Source organism: Herbiconiux flava, assembly GCF_013409865.1.
Lineage (GTDB): Bacteria > Actinomycetota > Actinomycetes > Actinomycetales > Microbacteriaceae > Herbiconiux > Herbiconiux flava.
Window position 1 is genome coordinate 2,098,910 of record NZ_JACCBM010000001.1, and the last position, 22,587, is coordinate 2,121,496.

The following is a 22,587-nucleotide window of genomic DNA, read 5'->3' on the forward strand; positions in this document are numbered from 1 at the left end:
TACCGGCTAGATTTGACCCATGGTCTATTCAGTTGCGGTCGCGGGTGCCTCCGGGTACGCCGGAGGCGAGGTCCTGAGGCTTCTCAGCGCGCATCCGGAGTTCGAGGTGCGAACCGTCACGGCGCACAAGAACGCCGGCCAGCCGCTGATCGAGGTGCAGCCGCACCTCCGCTCCTACGCCGACCTCGTGCTGCAGGACACCTCGGCCGAGACGCTGAAGGGCCACGACGTGGTCTTCCTCGCCCTGCCGCACGGGCACTCCGGGGCGCTGGCCGCCGAGCTCGGAGACAGCGCACTCGTGGTCGACTGCGGCGCCGACCACCGGCTCACCGACGAGAACGCCTGGCTCGAGTTCTACCGCTCCGAGTACCACGGCTCCTGGCCCTACGGCCTGCCCGAACTGGTGCGCCTGAACGGCGGAAAGCAGCGCGAGGCCCTGGCCGGCGTGAACCGCATCGCCGTGCCCGGCTGCAACGTCACCGCCGTGAGCCTCGCGCTCGCGCCGGGCCTGCGGGCGGGCGTCATCCAGGCGGCCGACCTCGTCGCGGTGCTCGCGGTCGGCCCCTCGGGCGCCGGCAAGACCCTGCGCACCGACCTCCTGGCGAGCGAGCTGCTCGGCTCGGCTCACGCCTACGGCGTCGGGGGAGTGCACCGGCACGTCCCCGAGATCGTGCAGAATCTCGAGGGTGCCTCCGGCGAGAAGGTCACCGTCTCGTTCACCCCGATGCTCGTGCCCATGGCGCGCGGCATCATCGCCACCTCGACCGCCCGCCTGCAGCCCGGCGTCAGCGCCGCCGACGTGCGCTCGGCCTGGGAGCTCGCCTACGCCGACGAGCCGTTCGTGCACCTGCTGCCCGAGGGCTCGTTCCCCAAGGTGGCCGACGTGCTCGGCTCGAACTCGGCGCTGATCGGTCTGGCCGTCGACGAGGCCGCCGAGCGCGTGGTCACGGTGACGGTGCTCGACAACCTCGTCAAGGGCACCGCCGGCGCGGCCATCCAGTCCACCAACATCGCCCTGGGCCTGCCCGAGACCCTCGGTCTGCCCGTGAACGGAGTCGCCCCGTGAGCGTCACCCGTCCCGCCGGATTCGCCGCCTCGGGCGTCGCCGCCGGCCTCAAGTCCACCGGCGCGCGCGACCTCGCGCTGGTCGTCAACCGAGGGCCGCTGCAGCACGCGGCCGCGGTGTTCACGTCGAACCGCGCCAAGGCGAACCCGATCCTGTGGTCGCAGCAGGTCATCGCCGACGGGCGCGTCTCGGCCGTGGTGCTCAACTCCGGCGGCGCCAACTGCTTCACGGGCGCCTTCGGCTTCCAGACCACGCACGCCGCGGCCGAGGCCGTCGGCGCGGCGCTCGGCGTCTCGCCCGGCGACGTTCTCGTCTGCTCGACCGGCCTGATCGGCGTCGGCGACCAGAGCTTCCGTGACGCCATCCTGCAGAACGTGCCCGCGGCCGCCGATGCGCTCGGCGCCGAGGGAGGCCACGACGCGGCCCTGGCGATCATGACCACCGACTCGCACCCGAAGGAGGCCGTCGTCGAGGGCGAGGGCTGGTCCATCGGCGGCATGGCCAAGGGGGCGGGGATGCTCGCGCCCGGCCTCGCGACGATGCTGGTGGTCATCACCACCGACGCCGTGCTCCCGCCCGCCGCGCTCGACCGGGCGCTCCGGGCGGCGACCCGCGTCACCTTCGACCGCCTCGACTCGGACGGCTGCATGTCGACCAACGACACCGTCGCCCTGATGGCGAGCGGAGCATCCGGCATCGAGGCCGACGAGGCCGCCTTCAGCGACGCCCTCACCGCGCTCTGCCGCGACCTCGCGCTTCAGCTGCAGGCCGATGCCGAGGGCGCGAGCCACGACATCGCGATCGAGGTCGTCAACGCCGAGAGCGAGGACGACGCGGTGGTGGTCGGCCGGGCCGTCTCCCGCAGCAACCTGCTGAAGGCGGCGATCTTCGGCAACGACCCCAACTGGGGCCGGGTGCTCGCGGCGCTCGGCACGACCGACGCCGCCTTCGACCCCTACGCCATCGACGTCTCGATGAACGGCGTGATGGTCTGCCGCAGCGGCGAGCCGGGCGACGACCGCGAGCTGGTCGACCTCACGCCGCGCGCCTGCACGATCCTGATCGACCTCAAGGCGGGCGACGCCACGGCGACGATCTTCACCAACGACCTCACGCACGACTACGTGCACGAGAACAGCGCGTACGCCAGCTGATGGCCGAGCACATCACGCGCACCGCGGCCGACGCCGAGCTCGCCCACGTCAAGGCGAACACCCTGATCGAGTCGCTGCCCTGGCTCAAGCGCTTCCACGGCGAGATCGTCGTGATCAAGTTCGGCGGCAACGCCATGGTCGATCCGGCGCTGCAGCGCACCTTCGCCGAGGACATCGTCTACCTCCGCTACGCCGGCCTGAAGCCCGTCGTCGTGCACGGCGGAGGCCCGCAGATCTCGAAGATGCTCGACCGGCTCGGCATCGCCAGCGAGTTCCGCGGCGGCTACCGGGTCACGAGCCCCGAGGCCATGGACGTGGTGCGGATGGTGCTCACCGGACAGATCAGCCGCGACATCGTGAGCAACATCAACGAGCACGGCCCGCTCGCCGCCGCCCTCTCGGGTGAGGACGCGGGGCTGTTCGAGGGCCGCCGGCGTGGCGTCGAGATCGACGGCGAGCTCGTCGACCTGGGACTCGTCGGCGACGTGATCGGGGTGAACCCCGAGGGCGTGCAGGCGCAGCTCGACGCGGGGCGCATCCCGGTCGTCTCCTCGATCGCCCCCGACGTCGACGCCCCCGGCCAGGTGCTGAACGTGAACGCCGACGCGGCGGCCGCCGCCCTCGCCGTCGCGCTCGGGGCCGCGAAGCTCGTCGTGCTCACCGACGTGCCCGGGCTCTACAGCGACTGGCCGAACCGCGACTCACTCGTCTCCGAGATCGAGAGCGAGGAGCTCCGCTCCCTGCTGCCCGGCCTCGAGTCGGGCATGATCCCCAAGATGGCCGCGTGCCTCGAGGCCGTCGACGGCGGTGTGCCCAAGGCCGCCATCATCGACGGGCGCGAGGCGCACTCTGTGCTGCTCGAGATCTTCACCCCCGGCGGCTTCGGCACCGAGGTCGTGGCGACGCGCGAGCCCTGACCCGGGCATCCCGCGCACCCCGCGCCCACTGAACCGGCCACACCCACCCACCCGACCCGACACCGACCCGGAAGGCCCGTCTTGTCCTCCTCCCCGTGGAAGAACCGCTTCGACGAATCGCTGATGCGCACGATGGGCATGCCGCTGCGCTTCCTCGTGCGCGGCGAGGGCGCGTGGGTCTGGGACGACGAGGACAACCGATACCTCGACTTCCTCGCCGGCATCGCGGTGAACTCGCTCGGCCACGCGCATCCGGTGTTCGTCGAGGCGGTCAGTCGCCAGGCGGCCACCCTCGCGCACGTGTCGAACTACTTCTCGACTCCGCCCCAGCTCGAGCTCGCGGAGCGCCTGAAGCGCCTGACCGGAGCCGGAGACGGCGGCCGCGCCTACTTCTGCAACTCCGGCGCCGAGGCGAACGAGGCCGCGTTCAAGCTCGCCCGGCTGAACTCGAGCCCCACCCGCCGGCGCATCGTCGCCCTCGAGAACGCCTTCCACGGCCGCACCATGGGGGCACTGGCCCTCACCGGCAAGCCCGCCATGCGCGAGCCCTTCGACCCGATGCCCGGGGGAGTGGAGCACATCCCGAGCACCATCGAGGCGCTCGAGGCCACGATCGACGACTCGGTGTCCGCCCTCTTCCTCGAGCCCGTCAAGGGAGAGGCCGGCGTCATCGACCTGCCGCCGGGCTACCTGAAGCGGGCGCGCGAGCTCACCGAGCAGCACGGCGTCCTCCTGATCATCGACGAGATCCAGACCGGCGTCGGGCGCACGGGCGCCTGGTTCGCCTACATGAACGCGGGCGTCGTGCCGGATGCGGTGACCATCGCCAAGGGCATGGCCGGCGGCTTCCCGATCGGCTCTCTGGTGACCTTCGGCTGGGCCTCCGACCTCTTCCGCCGCGGTCAGCACGGCAGCACCTTCGGCGGCAACCCGCTCGCGACCGCCACGGCCAACGCCGTGCTCAACCACATCGAGGAGGCGGGCCTCGTCGAGAACGCGCTGGTGCGGGGCGAGCAGCTGCGCGCCGTCATCCGCGAGATCGACTCGCCGCTGGTCGAGGAGGTGCGCGGTCAGGGTCTCCTGATCGGCGTCGGTCTCCGCGAGCCGGTCGCGCAGCAGCTGTCCGACGCGGCGCTCGCCTCCGGCCTCATCATCAACGCCCCGAACGACTCGAGCCTGCGCATCGCGCCGCCGCTGATCATCGGCGACGACGAGGTGCGCGAGTTCGGCAACCGCCTGCGAAAGGCCTTCGCCCTCGTCGAGGCGCTCTGAGCACGGTCGTCCCGTGCTCGCCGGGCTCCCTTCCGACGTCCTCCCACCACGACCAGCGGATGCGCGAGCACCGCTCCCGCTATCCTGAACCTTTCGGCGCATCCCGATCCGCGTCCCATCCCCACCCCGAGGCGAGCATGACCAGGCACTTCCTTCGAGACGACGACATCACCCCGGCCGAGCAGGCTCAGATCCTCGACCTCGCCGAGCGCCTGAAGGCCGACCGCTTCCAGGCCCGTCCGCTCGCGGGCCCGCAGACGGTCGCCGTCATCTTCGACAAGTCCTCCACCCGCACCCGCGTCTCGTTCGCCGTCGGCATCGCCGACCTGGGCGGCGTGCCGCTGATCATCTCCACCGCCTCGAGCCAGCTCGGCGGCAAGGAGACCGCGAGCGACACCGCCCGCGTGCTCGAGCGCCAGGTCGCGGCCATCGTCTGGCGCACTTACGCGCAGTCGGGCCTGGAGGAGATGGCGGCCGGCACCCGGGTGCCCGTGGTCAACGCGCTCTCGGACGACTTCCACCCGTGCCAGCTGCTGGCCGACTTCCTGACGATCCGCGAGCACCGCGGAACCCTCGCCGGGCTCACGGTGACCTTCCTCGGCGACGGCGCGAGCAACATGGCGCAGTCCTACCTGCTGGCGGGGGCGACGGCCGGGATGCACGTGCGCATCGCCTGCCCCGAGCAGTACGCCCCGCATCCGGAGGTCGTGGCCGACGCCGAGCGTCGGGCGGCCGAGACCGGCGGCTCGGTCGTCGTGCTCACCGACCCGGCGGCGGCCGCGGCCGGTGCCGACGTGATCGTCACCGACACCTGGGTGTCGATGGGCAAGGAGGACGAGAAGGCCGAGCGGGTGGCTACCTTCGGCGGCTACCAGGTCGACACCGCGCTGATGGCGACCGCCCAGCCCGACGCGCTGTTCCTGCACTGCCTGCCGGCCGACCGCGGCTACGAGGTGGCGGCCGACGTCATCGACGGACCGCAGAGCGTGATCTGGGACGAGGCCGAGAACCGGCTGCACGCGCAGAAGGCGCTGCTGGTCTGGCTGTTCGAGCAGAACGCGGCGGATGCATCCGCCGCCGCTGCGCCGACCGCCGCGGCGCAGGCCCCCGCCGCGCCCACCCCCGCTCCGGCAGCCTGAGGAGGACGACATGACCGACGACGTCTCGAACCGGGCCGCTGAGGCCGGAGCCCTCTGGGGCGGCCGCTTCGCCGGCGGCCCCGCACCGGCTCTCGCCGAACTGAGCCGCTCCACCCACTTCGACTGGCAGCTGGCCCAGTACGACATCGAGGGCTCGCGGGCGCACGCCCGGGCCCTCGCCCGCGCCGGCTACCTCACGGCGAGCGAGCTGGAGGGCATGCTGGCGGCCCTCGACACCCTGGCCGAGCAGGTCGACAGCGGCGACTTCGCCCCGCTGCCGAGCGACGAGGACGTGCACTCGGCACTCGAGCGCGGGCTGATCGAGATCGCCGGAGCCGAGCTCGGGGGCAAGCTGCGGGCCGGACGCAGCCGCAACGACCAGATCGCCACGCTCGTGCGGATGCTGCTCCGCGACCACGCGGCCACCATCACCCGCCAGCTCGTCGACCTGATCGACGCCACGGCAGCCCAGGCCGACGCGCACTTCGACGCGATCCTGCCCGGGCGCACCCACCTGCAGCACGCCCAGCCCGTGCTGCTCGCCCATCAGCTGCTGGCCCACTGCTGGCCGCTGGTGCGCGATCTCGAGCGCTTCCGCGACTGGGACCGCCGGGCGAACGCCTCGCCCTACGGCTCGGGCGCCCTGGCCGGCAACACCCTCGGCCTCGACGCCGAGCTCGTGGCGCACGACCTCGGTTTCGCGCACGGCGTCGAGAACTCGATCGACGGCACCGCGGCCCGCGACGTCGTCGCCGAGTTCGCCTACATCGCCGCCCAGATCGGCATCGACCTCTCGCGCTTCGCGGAGGAGATCATCATCTGGAACACGAAGGAGTTCGGCTTCGTCACGCTCTCCGACTCGTACTCCACGGGCTCGTCGATCATGCCGCAGAAGAAGAACCCCGACATCGCCGAGCTCGCGCGCGGCAAGTCGGGCCGGCTGATCGGCAACCTGACCGGACTGCTCGCGACTCTCAAGGGCCTTCCGCTCGCGTACAACCGCGACCTGCAGGAGGACAAGGAGCCGGTCTTCGACTCGATCAAGACGCTCGAGGTGCTGCTGCCGGCGTTCACCGGCATGGTCGCGACCCTCACCTTCCACACCGAGCGGATGGCGGAGCTCGCGCCGCAGGGCTTCTCGCTCGCCACCGACGTGGCCGAGTGGCTGGTCAAGCAGCACGTGACCTTCCGCGACGCGCACGAGATCACCGGCACACTGGTCAAGTTCGCGGAAGACCACGGGCTCGAGCTCGACGAGTTGACGGATGCGCAGTACGCCGACCTCTCACCCCACCTCACCCCGGCCGTCCGCGGGGTGCTCACCATCGAGGGCTCGGTCGCCAGCCGCGACGGCTCGGGCGGCACCGCCGGAGTGCGCGTGCGGGAGCAGCTCACCGCCCTGACCGAGCGCGTGCGCGCTCTCGTCACCCGGAGCGGCGAGCTCACCGGAGGCACCGAGTGAGCCCCGCGGGCCCCACGAAGCCCGAGCGCGACCCGGGCGATCCCGGATTCTGGCGCCGCCCGCTGTCGAACCGCGTGGTGTGGACGATCATCGCGATCGCCGCGGTGGTCGTCGTGGCCGGCGTCCTCGTGAGCCTCGCGCTCGGCGTGCGCCTGTTCTAGGCGACCCGGCCGTGATCGACTTCTCGGCGACGGCCGTCGAGGTCGCACCCCTGCTGCTCGGGGGCGTGATCGCGCACGACTCGCCGGAGGGCCGGGTGACCGTGCGCCTCACCGAGGTCGAGGCCTACCTCGGCGACGGGCTCGACCCCGGATCGCACGCCTTCCGCGGACGCACCCGCCGGAACGACTCCATGTACGGAGAGCCCGGCCGGCTCTACACGTACTTCACCTACGGCATGCACGTCTGCGCCAACGTGGTCTGCTCGCCGGCGGGGGAGGCGTCGGCCGTGCTGCTGCGGGCGGGCGAGGTGATCGAGGGCCTCGAGCTCGCGCGGTCGCGGCGCCCCACCTCACGGTCCGACGTCGACCTCGCGCGGGGCCCGGCGCTGCTGGTGAAGGCCCTCGGCATCGCGCTGAGCGACGACGGCGCCGACCTCGGCACCCCGCCGTTCTCGCTCGCCCCGGCGGAGCAGCGCGCATCCGGGATCGCCACCTCGCTGCGGACGGGAGTGAGCGGCGACGGCGGCCGGCCCCCCTTCGCCTGGCGGTTCTTCCTCGAGGGCGAGCCGACCGTCTCGCCCTACAAGCGCCACCCCAAGCTCGCCGCGGGCTGACGAGGCCCCCGCTGGTAGGCTCGATTCCCGTGTCAGACCTCATCGATCCCGCCGCTCTCGTGCCGCAGAACGATCCCTCGTTCGACGACGTGTGGGACGAGCTGAACTACCGCGGACTCGTGCACGTGTCGACCGATGCAGCGGCGCTGAAGGAGCTGCTCGCCGGGCCGCCGATCACGCTGTACTGCGGCTTCGACCCAACGGCGCCGAGCCTGCACCTCGGCAATCTCGTGCAGCTCCTGGTGCTGCGCCGGCTGCAGCTCGCGGGCCACAAGCCGCTCGGACTGGTGGGCGGATCGACGGGGTTGATCGGCGACCCGCGGCCCACGGCCGAACGCACCCTGAACACCAAGGACACCGTGGCCGAGTGGGTCGGCTACCTGCAGGGCCAGATCGAGCGCTTCCTCAGTTTCGAGGGTGAGAACGCCGCTCGCATGGTCAACAACCTCGACTGGACCGCGCCGCTCTCGGCCATCGACTTCCTGCGCGACATCGGCAAGTACTTCCGGGTCGGCACGATGCTGAAGAAAGACGCGGTCTCGGCACGGCTGAACTCCGACGCGGGCATCAGCTACACCGAGTTCAGCTACCAGATCCTGCAGGGCATGGACTTCCTCGAGCTGTACCGCAGCTACGGCTGCGTGCTGCAGACCGGGGGCAGCGACCAGTGGGGCAACCTCACGAGCGGCACCGACCTGATCCATCGCGCCGAGGGGGTGAGCGTGCATGCCATCGGCACCCCGCTCATCACGAATTCCGACGGCACCAAGTTCGGCAAGAGCGAGGGCAACGCCGTCTGGCTCGACCCGGCCCTGACGAGCCCCTACGCGTTCTACCAGTTCTGGCTCAACACCGACGATGCCGACGTGATCGCGCGGCTGAAGATCTTCACGTTCCTGCCGCGCCCCGAGATCGAGCGGCTCGAAGCGGCCGTGGACGAGGCCCCGTTCCGACGGGAGGCGCAGCGTACGCTCGCCTACCTGGTGACGGCCTTCGTGCACGGGGTGCCGGCGACCGAGTCGGCGATCGCGGCGGCCGCCGCCCTGTTCGGGCAAGGCGACCTGTCGGAGTTGGATGCTCAGACCGTCGCCGCGGCGGTGGCCGAACTCCCGCGGGCCGAGGTGACGGGGGAGACCTCGATCGTCGAGGCCCTGGTGGCGAGCGGACTGGTCTCGTCGACCAGCGACGCCCGTCGCGCCATCGGCCAGGGCGGGGTGTACCTGAACAACACCAAGGTCGAGACCGACGCCGAGACCATCGGCGACCGTCGGCTCGCCGGCGGTTTCGCGGTGCTGCGCCGGGGCAAGAAGACCCTCGCCGGCCTGTCGATCAGCGGATGATCGGGCCCCGACACGCCCGGGATGCAAAGTGATTTGCGAGCCCCGGAATCGGGCCGTAATGTTCTTACTCGTCACCCCACAGGTGCGGAAAGCGGAAGAGCTTACCGGCCTCAAGCGGGACATCAGATCTTCACTCTCCTGAAGACCGTCCCTTGTGGGGACAGGTACAAAAGATGAAAAGATCACAACCCCAACACACTCCGCTTCGGAACGTCGATTTGACAGGCTGGAAGCTGGTGCTAGGGTAGAGAAGTTGCCTGGAGCGGCGGCCTGAAAGGGTTCTGCTCTGGTGTATCCGATCCTTGAGAACTCAACAGCGTGCACAATGTCAAATGCCAAAAACCCCGACAACTTTTAGTTGTAGGGATTCCTTTGGAAAACATTTAAACAACAAAGCAAGTCAGTAATGATTTGTTCTGTCAGTTTCAAACTCGTGTGACCAGGGCCTATTCCGGCCGGGTTGCACAATCTAATGTGCCGGCCTTCGGGTCGTGCAATAAAACATTTACGGAGAGTTTGATCCTGGCTCAGGACGAACGCTGGCGGCGTGCTTAACACATGCAAGTCGAACGGTGAAGCAGAGCTTGCTCTGTGGATCAGTGGCGAACGGGTGAGTAACACGTGAGTAACCTGCCCTTGACTCTGGGATAAGCGTTGGAAACGACGTCTAATACCGGATACGAGCTGAGACCGCATGGTCATCAGTTGGAAAGATTTTTTGGTCAAGGATGGACTCGCGGCCTATCAGCTTGTTGGTGAGGTAATGGCTCACCAAGGCGACGACGGGTAGCCGGCCTGAGAGGGTGACCGGCCACACTGGGACTGAGACACGGCCCAGACTCCTACGGGAGGCAGCAGTGGGGAATATTGCACAATGGGCGCAAGCCTGATGCAGCAACGCCGCGTGAGGGATGACGGCCTTCGGGTTGTAAACCTCTTTTAGTAGGGAAGAAGCGAAAGTGACGGTACCTGCAGAAAAAGCACCGGCTAACTACGTGCCAGCAGCCGCGGTAATACGTAGGGTGCAAGCGTTGTCCGGAATTATTGGGCGTAAAGAGCTCGTAGGCGGTTTGTCGCGTCTGCTGTGAAAACTGGAGGCTCAACCTCCAGCCTGCAGTGGGTACGGGCAGACTAGAGTGCGGTAGGGGAGATTGGAATTCCTGGTGTAGCGGTGGAATGCGCAGATATCAGGAGGAACACCGATGGCGAAGGCAGATCTCTGGGCCGTAACTGACGCTGAGGAGCGAAAGCGTGGGGAGCGAACAGGATTAGATACCCTGGTAGTCCACGCCGTAAACGTTGGGAACTAGATGTGGGGGCCATTCCACGGTCTCCGTGTCGCAGCTAACGCATTAAGTTCCCCGCCTGGGGAGTACGGCCGCAAGGCTAAAACTCAAAGGAATTGACGGGGGCCCGCACAAGCGGCGGAGCATGCGGATTAATTCGATGCAACGCGAAGAACCTTACCAAGGCTTGACATATACGAGAACGGGCCAGAAATGGTCAACTCTTTGGACACTCGTAAACAGGTGGTGCATGGTTGTCGTCAGCTCGTGTCGTGAGATGTTGGGTTAAGTCCCGCAACGAGCGCAACCCTCGTTCTATGTTGCCAGCACGTCATGGTGGGAACTCATAGGAGACTGCCGGGGTCAACTCGGAGGAAGGTGGGGATGACGTCAAATCATCATGCCCCTTATGTCTTGGGCTTCACGCATGCTACAATGGCCGGTACAAAGGGCTGCAATACCGTAAGGTGGAGCGAATCCCAAAAAGCCGGTCTCAGTTCGGATTGAGGTCTGCAACTCGACCTCATGAAGTCGGAGTCGCTAGTAATCGTGAATCAGCAACGTCACGGTGAATACGTTCCCGGGCCTTGTACACACCGCCCGTCAAGTCATGAAAGTCGGTAACACCCAACGCCAGTGGCCTAACCCCTTGTGGGAGGGAGCTGTCTAAGGTGGGATCGGTGATTAGGACTAAGTCGTAACAAGGTAGCCGTACCGGAAGGTGCGGCTGGATCACCTCCTTTCTAAGGAGCAACTGGCACCGTTTGGTGTCCAGCAGCCAGATTCGAGGCATACGTTCTCGACTGGTGGCTCATGGGTGGAACATTGACATTGATGCAGCAGGAATCGTGCCGGCGCTAGTACAGCTTCTCTTTATTGGGGGGTTAGGAACGGGTTGGTTCGAGGGTGGTTGCATATGCACGCTGTTGGGTCCTGAGGGACCGGGTCACGCACTCTTCGGGGTGGGTGGACTGAACCTCTGGACCTTTCCTGGTTTCACCTTTTGGTGGGATGCGGGGGAGGTACCGCCCGTACTTTGAGAACTACACAGTGGACGCGAGCATCTTAGATTTGACACTTTTGTGTCAAATCACAAGATCTAAACAACAACCCTTCGGGGTTGTGTAGATCATTGGTCAATTTCTTTATAAGAGATCGATTCAAACTCATGTGATTTCAAGTTTCTAAGAGCAAACGGTGGATGCCTTGGCATCTGGAGCCGAAGAAGGACGTATAAATCTGCGATAAGCCTCGGGGAGCTGATAATAGAGCCCTGATCCGAGGATTTCCGAATGGGGAAACCCCGCCGGGCCCTTTGGGTGACCCGGTGACTCCCGCCTGAATATATAGGGCGGGTAGAGGGAACGTGGGGAAGTGAAACATCTCAGTACCCACAGGAAGAGAAAACAACAGTGATTCCGTGAGTAGTGGCGAGCGAAACCGGATGAGGCTAAACCGATCATGTGTGATAGCCGGCAGGCGTTGCATGGTCGGGGTTGTGGGACTTTTCTGCTGTTACTGCCGTACAGCGAGCGTTACAAAGCAATATAGGCGAATGGTTTTGAAAGGCCAGTCATAGAGGGTGCCAACCCCGTAGCCGAAATGTTGCGATGGCGCGAAGAGTATCCCAAGTAGCACGGGGCCCGAGAAATCCCGTGTGAATCTGTCAGGACCACCTGATAAGCCTAAATACTCCCAGATGACCGATAGCGGACAAGTACCGTGAGGGAAAGGTGAAAAGTACCCCGGGAGGGGAGTGAAATAGTACCTGAAACCGTTTGCTTACAAACCGTTGGAGCACCCTTGTTGGTGTGACAGCGTGCCTTTTGAAGAATGAGCCTGCGAGTTAGTGATATGTGGCGAGGTTAACCCGTGAGGGGAAGCCGTAGCGAAAGCGAGTCTTAATAGGGCGAGTGAGTCGCATGTTCTAGACCCGAAGCGAAGTGATCTATCCATGGCCAGGTTGAAGCGACGGTAAGACGTCGTGGAGGACCGAACCCACTTCAGTTGAAAATGGAGGGGATGAGCTGTGGATAGGGGTGAAAGGCCAATCAAACTTCGTGATAGCTGGTTCTCTCCGAAATGCATTTAGGTGCAGCGTTGCGTGTTTCTTGCCGGAGGTAGAGCTACTGGATAGCCGATGGGCCCTAAAAGGTTACTGACGTTAGCCAAACTCCGAATGCCGGTAAGTGAGAGCGCAGCAGTGAGACGGTGGGGGATAAGCTTCATCGTCGAGAGGGAAACAACCCAGACCACCGAATAAGGTCCCAAAGCGCGTGCTAAGTGGGAAAGGATGTGGAGTTGCACAGACAACCAGGAGGTTGGCTTAGAAGCAGCCACCCTTGAAAGAGTGCGTAATAGCTCACTGGTCAAGTGATTCCGCGCCGACAATGTAACGGGGCTCAAGCACGCCACCGAATTCGTGGCATTCATATTAGTGGCAGGCCTTCGTGGTCCAGCCGTGTGGATGGGTAGGAGAGCGTCGTGTGGCGAGTGAAGCGGCGGTGTAAACCAGCCGTGGACGCTACACGAGTGAGAATGCAGGCATGAGTAGCGAAAGACGGGTGAGAAACCCGTCCTCCGAAAGACCAAGGGTTCCAGGGCCAGGTTAATCCGCCCTGGGTAAGTCGGGACCTAAGGCGAGGCCGACAGGCGTAGTCGATGGACAACGGGTTGATATTCCCGTACTGGCGAAAAACCGCCCACGCCAATCCAGTAGTGCTAAGAGTCCTAAGCCGGCTAGATGGATCCCTTCGGGGTGAAGCGTGCCGGTCTAACGCTCGAACCCGTCTGGTGCGGTTAGCGTATTAACAGGTGTGACGCAGGAAGGTAGCTGAGCCGGGCGATGGTTGTCCCGGTCTAAGAATGTAGGCCGAGAGATAGGCAAATCCGTCTCTCATATAAGGCTGAGACTCGATGGGTAGTCCTCACGGACGAAATCAGTGATCCTATGCTGCCAAGAAAAGCATCGACGCGAGGTTTTAGCCACCCGTACCCCAAACCGACTCAGGTGGTCAGGTAGAGAATACCAAGGAGATCGAGAGAATCGTGGTTAAGGAACTCGGCAAAATGCCCCCGTAACTTCGGGAGAAGGGGGGCCTGAGGCGTGAAGGGATTTACTCCTGGAGCGTTTGAAGGCCGCAGAGACCAGTGGGAAGCGACTGTTTACTAAAAACACAGGTCCGTGCCAAGTCGCAAGACGATGTATACGGACTGACGCCTGCCCGGTGCTGGAAGGTTAAGAGGAACGGTTAGCCGCAAGGCGAAGCTGAGAATTTAAGCCCCAGTAAACGGCGGTGGTAACTATAACCATCCTAAGGTAGCGAAATTCCTTGTCGGGTAAGTTCCGACCTGCACGAATGGCGTAACGACTTCCCAGCTGTCTCAACCGCGAACTCGGCGAAATTGCACTACGAGTAAAGATGCTCGTTACGCGCAGCAGGACGGAAAGACCCCGTGACCTTTACTACAGCTTGGTATTGGTGTTCGGTGTGGCTTGTGTAGGATAGGTGGGAGACGGTGAAGCTCGGACGCTAGTTCGGGTGGAGTCATTGTTGAAATACCACTCTGGTCACTCTGGATATCTAACTTCGAACCGTGATCCGGTTCAGGGACAGTGCCTGGTGGGTAGTTTAACTGGGGCGGTTGCCTCCTAAAGAGTAACGGAGGCGCCCAAAGGTTCCCTCAATCTGGTTGGCAATCAGATGGCGAGTGTAAGTGCACAAGGGAGCTTGACTGTGAGACTGACAAGTCGAGCAGGGACGAAAGTCGGGACTAGTGATCCGGCAGTGGCTTGTGGAAGCGCTGTCGCTCAACGGATAAAAGGTACCTCGGGGATAACAGGCTGATCTTGCCCAAGAGTCCATATCGACGGCATGGTTTGGCACCTCGATGTCGGCTCGTCGCATCCTGGGGCTGGAGTAGGTCCCAAGGGTTGGGCTGTTCGCCCATTAAAGCGGTACGCGAGCTGGGTTTAGAACGTCGTGAGACAGTTCGGTCCCTATCCGCTGCGCGCGCAGGAAATTTGAAAGGATCTGACCCTAGTACGAGAGGACCGGGTTGGACGAACCTCTGGTGTGTCAGTTGTTCCGCCAGGAGCACCGCTGATTAGCTACGTTCGGGATGGATAACCGCTGAAAGCATCTAAGCGGGAAGCCGGCCTTGAGATGAGATTTCCATACCCCTCGGGGTGAGAGGCTCCCAGCTAGACGACTGGGTTGATAGGCAGGATGTGGAAGCGAGGACTAAAGACTCGTGGAGCTGACCTGTACTAATAAGCCGATAACTTGATAATCACTACACTCATACATGTTGTAAGGCTGGTATGGGTGGCCAAGATTGCTTGCGTCCACTATGTGGTTCTCGATGTACGGTCGAGAACCCGAACACACACAACACATTTCGTGTTGGACTGTTCGAAACTTCAAGACATATGTCTCTAGAGTTTCGGCGGCCATAGCGAGAGGGAAACGCCCGGTCACATTCCGAACCCGGAAGCTAAGACTCTCAGCGCCGATGGTACTGCAAGGGGGACCTTGTGGGAGAGTAGGACACCGCCGGACATACTTTCAGAATGCCCATCCCTTCGGGGGTGGGCATTCTGCATTTAACGGCCGAGATGACGGCACCGACCGGGCGCCGTGGGGGAGAGGTACGCTGAAGTGATGAGCGGTGAGGAACGGACTGACGACGAGGCGCTGCTGCCGCGCATCCGTGTGATCGAGGAGCAGCCGCTCGACTCGCGCGCCACCGCTTACGCCCAACTGCACGACGAACTGAAGGGCCGCCTCGAGGGCGGGGACTCGCTTCCGTCGAATGCCTAGCTCCACCCGTCTCGACGCGACCGTCGCCACCCTCGGTCTCGCGCGCTCCCGCACCCACGCCGCCCGGCTGATCGCGAACGGCTACGTGCGGGTCGATGGCGCGCCGATCGTGAAGGCCGCGCATCCGGTGCTCGACGGGCAGGTGGTCACGGTGGACGCAGTCGACCGGTACGTCAGCCGTGGTGCGAACAAGCTGATCGCCGCGCTCGACGCCTTCCCCGTGACCGTCCAGGGGAAGCTGGCGCTCGACGCCGGCGCGTCCACCGGTGGCTTCACGCAGGTGCTCCTTGAGCGGGGAGTGCGGCAGGTGCTGGCCGTCGATGTCGGGCACGGCCAGCTCGACCCGATCGTCGCCAAGGACGAGCGGGTGGTGGCGGTGGAGGGGTTCAACCTGCGTTTCGCGACGCCCGAGACGCTCGGCGGAGCATCCGGTGTTCACGAAGCCGTGGAGCTCGTGGTGGGCGACCTGTCGTTCATCTCGCTGGGGATCGTGCTGCCGGCACTGCAGAGCGTGGCCACGCCCGACGCCGACTTCGTGCTGCTGGTGAAGCCGCAGTTCGAGGTGGGGCGCACCGGGGTGAAGGAGGGCATCGTGAAGAACGCAGCCCTCCGGGCCGATGCCGTCTCGAACGTCCTCTGGGCGGCGTACGACCTCGGGTTGTCCACAGCCGGCATGATCGCGTCCCCCATTGCCGGGAGTGCCGGGAATCAGGAGTATCTGGTCTGGTTCAATCGGGAGGTCGGGTCCCATCCGACAGAATGGTTGCACCGGGTGACCGAGATGACAGGAGCGTGACGCGTGGCGACTGAGCGATACATGCTCGTGGTGCTGCACACCGGCCGGCGCGACTCCGTGCTGGCCGCTGCGAGCGTCTGCGACCAGCTGCGGGAGGCCGGCGTGACGCCGGTGCTGCCCCCCTTCGACGAGGGCGACCACCCCGAGGTGCTCGACGAGCTGGGAGAGGTGGCGACGCTCGGCGCCGGCATCTCGGTCTACGACCTCGAGCTCGTGATGGTGCTGGGTGGCGACGGCACGATCCTGCGCGCCGCAGAGATCGTGCGCGGCGCGACGGTGCCCCTGCTCGGCGTGAACCTCGGCCACGTCGGGTTCCTCGCCGAGAGCGAGCGAAAAGACCTCACCGCCACGGTGCAGCGCGCCCTGGCCCGCGACTACCTCGTCGAGGAGCGCATGACGCTCTCGGTGCGGGTGAAGCTCGGCACCGAGGTGGTCTACGAGAGCTGGGCGCTGAACGAGGCGACGGTCGAGAAGGCGAGTCGCGAGCGGATGCTCGAGGTCGTCATCGAGGTCGACGGCCGCCCCCTGTCGAGCTTCGGCTGCGACGGCGTGGTGATGTCGACGCCCACCGGCTCCACGGCCTATTCCTTCTCGGCGGGCGGCCCGGTCGTCTGGCCGAGCCTCGACGCCCTGCTCATGGTTCCGCTCAGCCCGCACGCGCTGTTCGCGCGTCCGCTCGTCGTCGGCCCCGACTCCGCGCTGGCGGTCGAGGTGCTCGAGCGGTCCGAGGGCGGTGCCGTGCTCTGGAGTGACGGGCGGCGGATGCGCGACCTCCCCAAGGGCGCCCGGGTCGTCGTGCGGCGATCGCCCGTTCCGGTGCGGCTCGCCCGGCTGCAGATGGGGCCGTTCACCGACCGGCTCGTGCGCAAGTTCAATCTGCCCGTGAACGGGTGGAGAGGCCCGATGGACCGTGATTGAAGAACTCTCCATCCGCGACCTCGGGGTGATCGGCGAGGCCGTGCTGCCCCTCGGGCGCGGGTTCACCGCCGTCACCGGTGAGACCGGTGCGGGCAAGACGATGGTGGTGTCCGCGCTCGGGCTGCTGCTCGGGCAGCGTGCCGACACGGGCGCGGTGCGCTCCGGCGCGGCGCAGGCCTGGGTCGAGGGGCGCGTCCTCGTCGACCCCGAGAGCGCCGTGGCCGAGCGCGTGCGCGAGATCGGCGGCGACCTCGACGACGGCGGGCCCGACGGCAGCGAGGTCATCCTGTCGCGCTCGGTCTCGGCCGAGGGGCGCGGGCGCACCGTCGTCGGCGGGCGGTCCGCTCCGCTGAGCGTGCTGAGCGAGATTGGCGACGCCCTCGTGGTGGTGCACGGCCAGAGCGATCAGCTGCGGCTGAAGAGCCAGGCCGCCCAGCGCGGGGCGCTCGACAGCTTCGCCGGTGCGGCCCTCGCCGCACGGCTCAGCGAGTACCGGTCGTTGCACGGCTCGTGGCAGGCCCACACCGCCGAGATCGAGGCGCTCGTCACCGAGCGCACGGCGCGCATCCGCGAGGCCGACCAGCTGCGCACCGCCATCGACGAGATCACCGCCGTCGCCCCGCAGCCGGGGGAGGACGACGAGCTCGCCGACGTCGCCGCCCGGCTGACCAACCTCGAAGACCTGCGCATCGCCTCGGCCGAGGCGCGCGAGACCATCTCGAGCGAGACGGGCGACCACCCAGACACCGTCGGGTTGATCGACGCCGCGCTCCGGAGCCTCGAACGGGTCGCCCACCACGACCAGGCCCTGGCCCCGATCGTGGAGGCGCTCGTGTCGGCGAGCTTCCTGGTCTCCGACATCTCCACGCAGCTCGCCAGCTACGCCGGAACCCTCGAGACCGACGAGGTGGGGGAGCTCGACCGCGTGCAGGAGCGTCGGGCCGACCTGACGAACCTGATGCGCAAGTACGGGCCGGGTCTCTCCGACGTGATCGCCTACGCGGAGTCGGCCGAGCCGCGACTGCTCGAGCTCGACTCCGACTCCGACCGCATCGAGCAGCTGACCGCTCTCGTCGACGACGAGCTCGCCGAGCTGGAGCGCCTGGCCGACGAGCTGAGCGCGCTCCGCCGCGCGGCCGGCGAGGAGCTGTCGGCGAAGGTGACCGCCGAGCTCGGTGCGCTGGCGATGCCGAACGCCCGCTTCGTGGTCGACGTGCAGCCGCGCGAGGAGCTCGGCACGACCGGGCGTGATCTGGTGCAGTTCCTGCTTCGGCCGCACGAGGGCACCGAGCCGCGTCCGCTGAACAAGGGCGCCTCGGGCGGCGAGCTCTCGCGCGTGATGCTCGCGATCGAGGTCGTTCTCGCGACCGCCGATCCGGTGCCGACGTTCGTCTTCGACGAGGTCGACGCGGGAGTGGGTGGAGCCTCCGCGATCGAGATCGGCCGCCGGCTGGCGGCGCTTGCGCAGACCTCGCAGGTCATCGTCGTGACGCACCTCGCGCAGGTCGCGGCGTTCGCCACGAACCACCTCCGCGTGGAGAAAAACCTCGACGGGCCCGTGACCGCGTCGAACGTGGTGCAGCTCGAGGGCGACGAGCGGCTGGCGGAGATGGCGCGGCTGCTCTCGGGGCTGCCCGACTCGGAGTCGGGGCTGGCGCACGCCGCCGAGCTGCTCGAGATCGCCCGGTCGCTCGCCGTCGCGGGCTGACGGCCGATTCGGCTGCCGCAGGACTCCGGCTGACGGCCGGGTCGGCACTGCCGCACGACGGGGCCCTGTGCCACACTGAGAGCCATCGCGGTTCGAGGGGTGCCGCCGAGCATCGGGGGACGTGTGGCCGGCACGGGGGACGGGGAGCTGGAGTCGCTCGTCGCGGAGCTCCGTGCCGAGAACGCGCGGCTCCGCGCCGCGGCGGAGGCATCCGCGGCGGCCTCCGCGGCAGCGGGGCCGTCGGCGGGGCCGGACGGAGCGCCCGGGGGCTCGGACGGGGCCGCGGCGGTCGGCGGGCGCCGGCGATGGCGGGCCGGGCGGGGTCGGAGCGGAGCATCCGCTGCCCTGATCGTCGTGGGGCTGCTCGTCGCCCCGCTGGCGCTGGTGGCGAACTGGGGGCAGACGCAGCTCGTCGACACGGAGGCGTTCGTGCAGACCTTCGCGCCGCTCGCCCGCGACGAGGCGGTGCAGGCGTTCGTCGTGAGCGAGGTGATGACCGTCGTCACCGACGAGGTCGACTTCGAGCAGACGACCGGGGAGGTGTTCGACGCGGTGGGGCAGCTCGGGCTGGCGCCGGCGGCGAACAGCGCCCTGCAGGCGCTGAAGACCCCCGCGGCGCTCGGCCTGCAGAGTCTGGCGACCTCGGTGGTGACCGACGTCGTGCGCTCGCCCGCGTTCGCCGACGTCTGGGAGCAGGCGCTCCGGGTCAGCCACCGGCAGCTCGTGGCGGCCCTTCGCGGCGACCCGGCGGCGGCCCTGGCGATCTCGTCGTCGGGGGAGCTCTCGGTGCAGCTGGCGCCGATCGTGCAGGCGGTGAAGGCGGCGCTGATCGATCAGGGGCTGAGCATCGCCGAGGCGATCCCGGCGGTCGACGTGAGTATCGTCGTGGCCCGCTCCGACTCGTTCGGGCAGTTGGTGCTGGCCTACGGGCTCGCGGTGGGGCTCGGGCTCTGGCTGCCGTGGATCTGCCTGGCACTGCTGACGGCAGGGGTGCTGCTCGCCCGCCGACGGCCGGTCGCCGTGCTCCGCACCGGTGTGGCCCTCGGCCTCGTGATGCTCGTCTGCGGCATCGCGCTGCGGATCGCCTCGCTCGTGGTGGTCGCCGCGATCGCGCCGAGGTACGTGCCGATCGACGCGGCCGGCGTGCTCTACGACACCGTCACGGTGCGGGTGTCGGAGACCGTCGTGGCGTTCGCGGTGCTCGGCTTCACGGTGGCGCTGATCGCGTGGGTGCTGGGGCCCGTGCGGCCGGCCCCGGCGGTTCGTGCCGCGTTCGCCTCCGGCGCGGCTCGCCTGCGGAGCTATGGCGACGGCCGGGCCATCACGACCGGGGCGTTCGGGCGCTGGCTCGGCCGCAACCGCGTGGCGGTGGAGGTGCTGATCGGGGTGGTCGCGGCCGCCGTGATCCTCGCCGTGCGGCCGATCGGCACCGGCCGGATCGTGCTGACGGCCGTCGTCGCGCTCGTGCTGCTCGTTGTCGTCGAGCTGCTGCAGCGACCCCCGGCACCGGCTCCGATCGACGACGCGGAGGCGGCGTGACGACATGGAGACCTCAGAGCACTGTTAGGATGGAATTCCGTGGACGAAGCTCATGACGCAGGCCGAATGACCGACACGAGAATGACGAAGCACATCTTCGTCACGGGGGGTGTCGTCTCCTCTCTGGGCAAAGGCCTCACCGCCGCCAGCCTCGGCAATCTGCTGACGGCGCGCGGCCTGAAGGTCGTGATGCAGAAGCTCGACCCGTACCTGAACGTCGACCCGGGCACGATGAACCCGTTCCAGCACGGCGAGGTCTTCGTGACCGACGACGGCGCCGAGACCGACCTCGACATCGGGCACTACGAGCGCTTCCTCGACATCAACCTGAACCAGGCGGCGAACGTCACCACCGGGCAGATCTACTCAAGCGTGATCGCCAAGGAGCGCCGCGGCGAGTACCTGGGCGACACGGTGCAGGTCATCCCGCACATCACCGACGAGATCAAGCGGCGCATGCGGCTGCAGGCGCACGACGCCTCCCGCCCCGACGTGATCATCACCGAGATCGGCGGCACGGTCGGCGACATCGAGTCCCAGCCCTTCATCGAGTCGGCCCGCCAGGTGCGGCACGAGCTCGGCCGCAAGAACGTCTTCTTCGTGCACGTCTCGCTCGTGCCCTTCATGAACGCCTCGGGCGAGCAGAAGACCAAGCCCACGCAGCACTCGGTCGCGGCCCTCCGCTCGATCGGCATCCAGCCGGATGCGTTGGTGCTGCGCAGCGACCGCCCCGTCTCCGAGAGCAACAAGCGCAAGATCGCGCTGATGTGCGACGTCGACGAGGCCGCGGTCGTGAACGCGATCGACGTCCCGTCGATCTACGACATCCCCACGATGCTGCACTCGCAGGGCCTCGACGCCTACATCGTCGACCACCTCGAGCTCGGCGAGGCCACCGGCGACGTCGACTGGTCGGGCTGGCAGCCGCTGCTGGATGCGGTGCACGAGCCCAAGCACGAGGTCACGATCGGCCTGGTCGGCAAGTACATCGACCTGCCCGATGCCTACCTCTCGGTCACCGAGGCGCTGCGGGCCGGCGGCTTCGGTCACAAGACCAAGGTGAAGATCAAGTGGATCGCCTCCGACGAGTGCGAGACCCCCGAGGGCGCGGCGCGCGAGCTGGCCGACGTCGACGGCATCTGCATCCCGGGCGGCTTCGGCGTGCGCGGCATCGAGGGCAAGCTCGGCGCGCTGCGCTTCGCTCGCGAGAACAAGATCCCCGCGCTCGGCCTCTGCCTCGGCCTCCAGTGCATGGTCATCGAGTACGCCCGCAACATGGCCGGGCTCGAGGGCGCGTCCTCCAGCGAGTTCGATCCCGACACCGAGTTCCCTGTGATCGCGACGATGGCCGAGCAGGTCGACATCATCGCCGGGGGAGACCTCGGCGGCACGATGCGCCTCGGCCTCTACGAGGCGAAGCTCGCGCCCGGTTCGATCGCCGAGGAGGTGTACGGAGCCCCCACCGCCTCCGAGCGCCACCGTCACCGCTACGAGGTGAACAACAACTACCGCGATCAGATCGCCGAGGCGGGCATGACGTTCTCGGGCCTGTCGCCCGACGGCCACCTCGTCGAGTACGTCGAGCTGCCGCGCGAGGTGCACCCGTACTACGTGGCGACGCAGGCGCACCCGGAGCTGCGATCGCGCCCGAGCCGGCCGCATCCGCTGTTCAAGGGGCTCGTGGGCGCCGCCCTCGACCGCCAGGAGGCCAGCCGCCTGTTCGCCGTGCAGGACGCCGATGCCTGAGTCGGGTGCCGAACCGGCCGACGAGCTCGTCGGCATCGAGGCCGATTCGAGCGAGGTCGTCTTCGAGGGCAAGATCTGGGACGTGCGCCGCGAGACGTTCAGCTACGGCGGCGAGACGCTGACGCGGGAGTTCATCGACCACACGGGCGCCGTCGCGGTGATCGCGATGGACGACGAGGAGCGGGTGCTGCTGATCAAGCAGTACCGGCACCCCGTGCGCCGCCGGGAGTGGGAGCCGCCGGCGGGCCTCCTCGACGAGGACGGCGAGTCGCCGCTCGACGCCGCGAAGCGCGAGCTCTCGGAGGAGGTCGACCTCGAGGCCGACGACTGGCACGTGCTGGCCGACTACGTGACGACCCCGGGCGGCAACAACGAGGCCATCCGGGTGTACCTCGCGCGAGGCGTGCGCCCCACGGGGTCGACGTTCGATCGCGAGGGCGAGGAGGCCGACATGGAGTCGCAGTGGTTCGCCCTCGACGACGTGGTCGACGCCGTGCTCGCGAGCCGGGTGCAGAACCCGTCGCTCGTCGTGGGGGCGCTCGCCGCGCACGCGTCGCGGGCTCGTGGCTGGTCGACTCTGCGTGCGGCCGACGCGCCGTGGCCCGACCACCCGAAGCACCGCCCCTCGGGCAGCTAGGCCGGGCAG

General features: G+C 67.0%; 16 protein-coding genes and 3 rRNA genes. All 19 read left to right on the top strand.

Annotated features, from left to right (window positions below; genetic code table 11):
• The first annotated feature begins 19 nt into the window (after positions 1–19).
• The 19 genes from argC (at position 20) to BJ984_RS10270 (ending at position 22,578) form a co-directional block, all read left to right on the top strand.
• Entirely contained in the window at positions 20–1,066 is a 1,047-nt protein-coding gene (gene argC / locus BJ984_RS10180; RefSeq protein ID WP_179547914.1) for an N-acetyl-gamma-glutamyl-phosphate reductase, read from the top strand.
• The gene (argJ, locus tag BJ984_RS10185; protein ID WP_179547915.1) at positions 1,063–2,220 is read left to right on the top strand and encodes a bifunctional glutamate N-acetyltransferase/amino-acid acetyltransferase ArgJ; all 1,158 of its coding nucleotides are present in this window, start codon (positions 1,063–1,065) and stop codon (positions 2,218–2,220) included. The genes argC and argJ overlap by 4 nt, the downstream gene beginning before the upstream one ends.
• Positions 2,220–3,137: an acetylglutamate kinase gene (argB, locus tag BJ984_RS10190; RefSeq protein WP_179547916.1), complete on the top strand. Its 918-nt coding sequence runs from the start codon at positions 2,220–2,222 to the stop codon at positions 3,135–3,137. The genes argJ and argB overlap by 1 nt, the downstream gene beginning before the upstream one ends.
• Before the next feature lie 81 nt (positions 3,138–3,218).
• The gene (locus BJ984_RS10195; protein ID WP_179547917.1) at positions 3,219–4,409 is read left to right on the top strand and encodes an acetylornithine transaminase; all 1,191 of its coding nucleotides are present in this window, start codon (positions 3,219–3,221) and stop codon (positions 4,407–4,409) included.
• A 137-nt stretch (positions 4,410–4,546) separates the two neighbouring features.
• Positions 4,547–5,548 (top strand): ornithine carbamoyltransferase, encoded by a 1,002-nt coding sequence (argF, locus tag BJ984_RS10200; protein WP_179547918.1) that lies wholly within the window; start codon positions 4,547–4,549, stop codon positions 5,546–5,548.
• 10 nt (positions 5,549–5,558) lie between these two features.
• Positions 5,559–7,010 (top strand): argininosuccinate lyase, encoded by a 1,452-nt coding sequence (argH, locus tag BJ984_RS10205; RefSeq protein ID WP_179547919.1) that lies wholly within the window; start codon positions 5,559–5,561, stop codon positions 7,008–7,010.
• Positions 7,007–7,171, top strand: coding sequence for a hypothetical protein (locus BJ984_RS18655; protein WP_179547920.1), 165 nt, complete (start codon positions 7,007–7,009; stop codon positions 7,169–7,171). The genes argH and BJ984_RS18655 overlap by 4 nt, the downstream gene beginning before the upstream one ends.
• An 11-nt stretch (positions 7,172–7,182) precedes the next feature.
• On the top strand, positions 7,183–7,785 hold the full coding sequence (locus BJ984_RS10215) for a DNA-3-methyladenine glycosylase (RefSeq protein ID WP_179547921.1): 603 nt from the start codon (positions 7,183–7,185) through the stop codon (positions 7,783–7,785).
• Positions 7,786–7,814: 29 nt separating this feature from the next.
• Complete coding sequence (gene tyrS, locus BJ984_RS10220; RefSeq protein ID WP_271206496.1) at positions 7,815–9,125, top strand: tyrosine--tRNA ligase; 1,311 nt, start codon at positions 7,815–7,817, stop codon at positions 9,123–9,125.
• 504 nt (positions 9,126–9,629) lie between these two features.
• Positions 9,630–11,154 (top strand): 16S ribosomal RNA (locus tag BJ984_RS10225).
• Between the two features lie 431 nt (positions 11,155–11,585).
• A 23S ribosomal RNA gene (locus BJ984_RS10230) occupies positions 11,586–14,705 on the top strand.
• Positions 14,706–14,856: 151 nt separating this feature from the next.
• A 5S ribosomal RNA gene (rrf, locus tag BJ984_RS10235) occupies positions 14,857–14,973 on the top strand.
• The 16S, 23S and 5S rRNA genes sit together here, the layout of an rRNA operon.
• A 102-nt stretch (positions 14,974–15,075) precedes the next feature.
• The gene (locus BJ984_RS10240; protein WP_173180472.1) at positions 15,076–15,234 is read left to right on the top strand and encodes a hypothetical protein; all 159 of its coding nucleotides are present in this window, start codon (positions 15,076–15,078) and stop codon (positions 15,232–15,234) included.
• Positions 15,227–16,030, top strand: coding sequence for a TlyA family RNA methyltransferase (locus tag BJ984_RS10245; RefSeq protein ID WP_179547922.1), 804 nt, complete (start codon positions 15,227–15,229; stop codon positions 16,028–16,030). The genes BJ984_RS10240 and BJ984_RS10245 overlap by 8 nt, the downstream gene beginning before the upstream one ends.
• 3 nt (positions 16,031–16,033) lie before the next feature.
• Complete coding sequence (locus tag BJ984_RS10250; RefSeq protein WP_309298955.1) at positions 16,034–16,948, top strand: NAD kinase; 915 nt, start codon at positions 16,034–16,036, stop codon at positions 16,946–16,948.
• Positions 16,941–18,656 carry a DNA repair protein RecN gene (gene recN / locus BJ984_RS10255; protein WP_179547923.1) on the top strand — a complete coding sequence of 572 codons (1,716 nt, stop codon included), beginning with the start codon at positions 16,941–16,943 and terminating at the stop codon, positions 18,654–18,656. Before BJ984_RS10250 ends, recN begins: the two co-directional genes overlap by 8 nt.
• 123 nt (positions 18,657–18,779) lie before the next feature.
• Positions 18,780–20,195, top strand: a complete 1,416-nt coding sequence (locus BJ984_RS10260; protein ID WP_179547924.1) for a hypothetical protein — start codon at positions 18,780–18,782, stop codon at positions 20,193–20,195.
• A 66-nt stretch (positions 20,196–20,261) separates the two neighbouring features.
• Positions 20,262–21,941 carry a CTP synthase gene (locus BJ984_RS10265; RefSeq protein WP_271206606.1) on the top strand — a complete coding sequence of 560 codons (1,680 nt, stop codon included), beginning with the start codon at positions 20,262–20,264 and terminating at the stop codon, positions 21,939–21,941.
• Positions 21,934–22,578 carry an NUDIX domain-containing protein gene (locus BJ984_RS10270; RefSeq protein WP_179547925.1) on the top strand — a complete coding sequence of 215 codons (645 nt, stop codon included), beginning with the start codon at positions 21,934–21,936 and terminating at the stop codon, positions 22,576–22,578. The genes BJ984_RS10265 and BJ984_RS10270 overlap by 8 nt, the downstream gene beginning before the upstream one ends.
• Positions 22,579–22,587 lie beyond the last annotated feature (9 nt).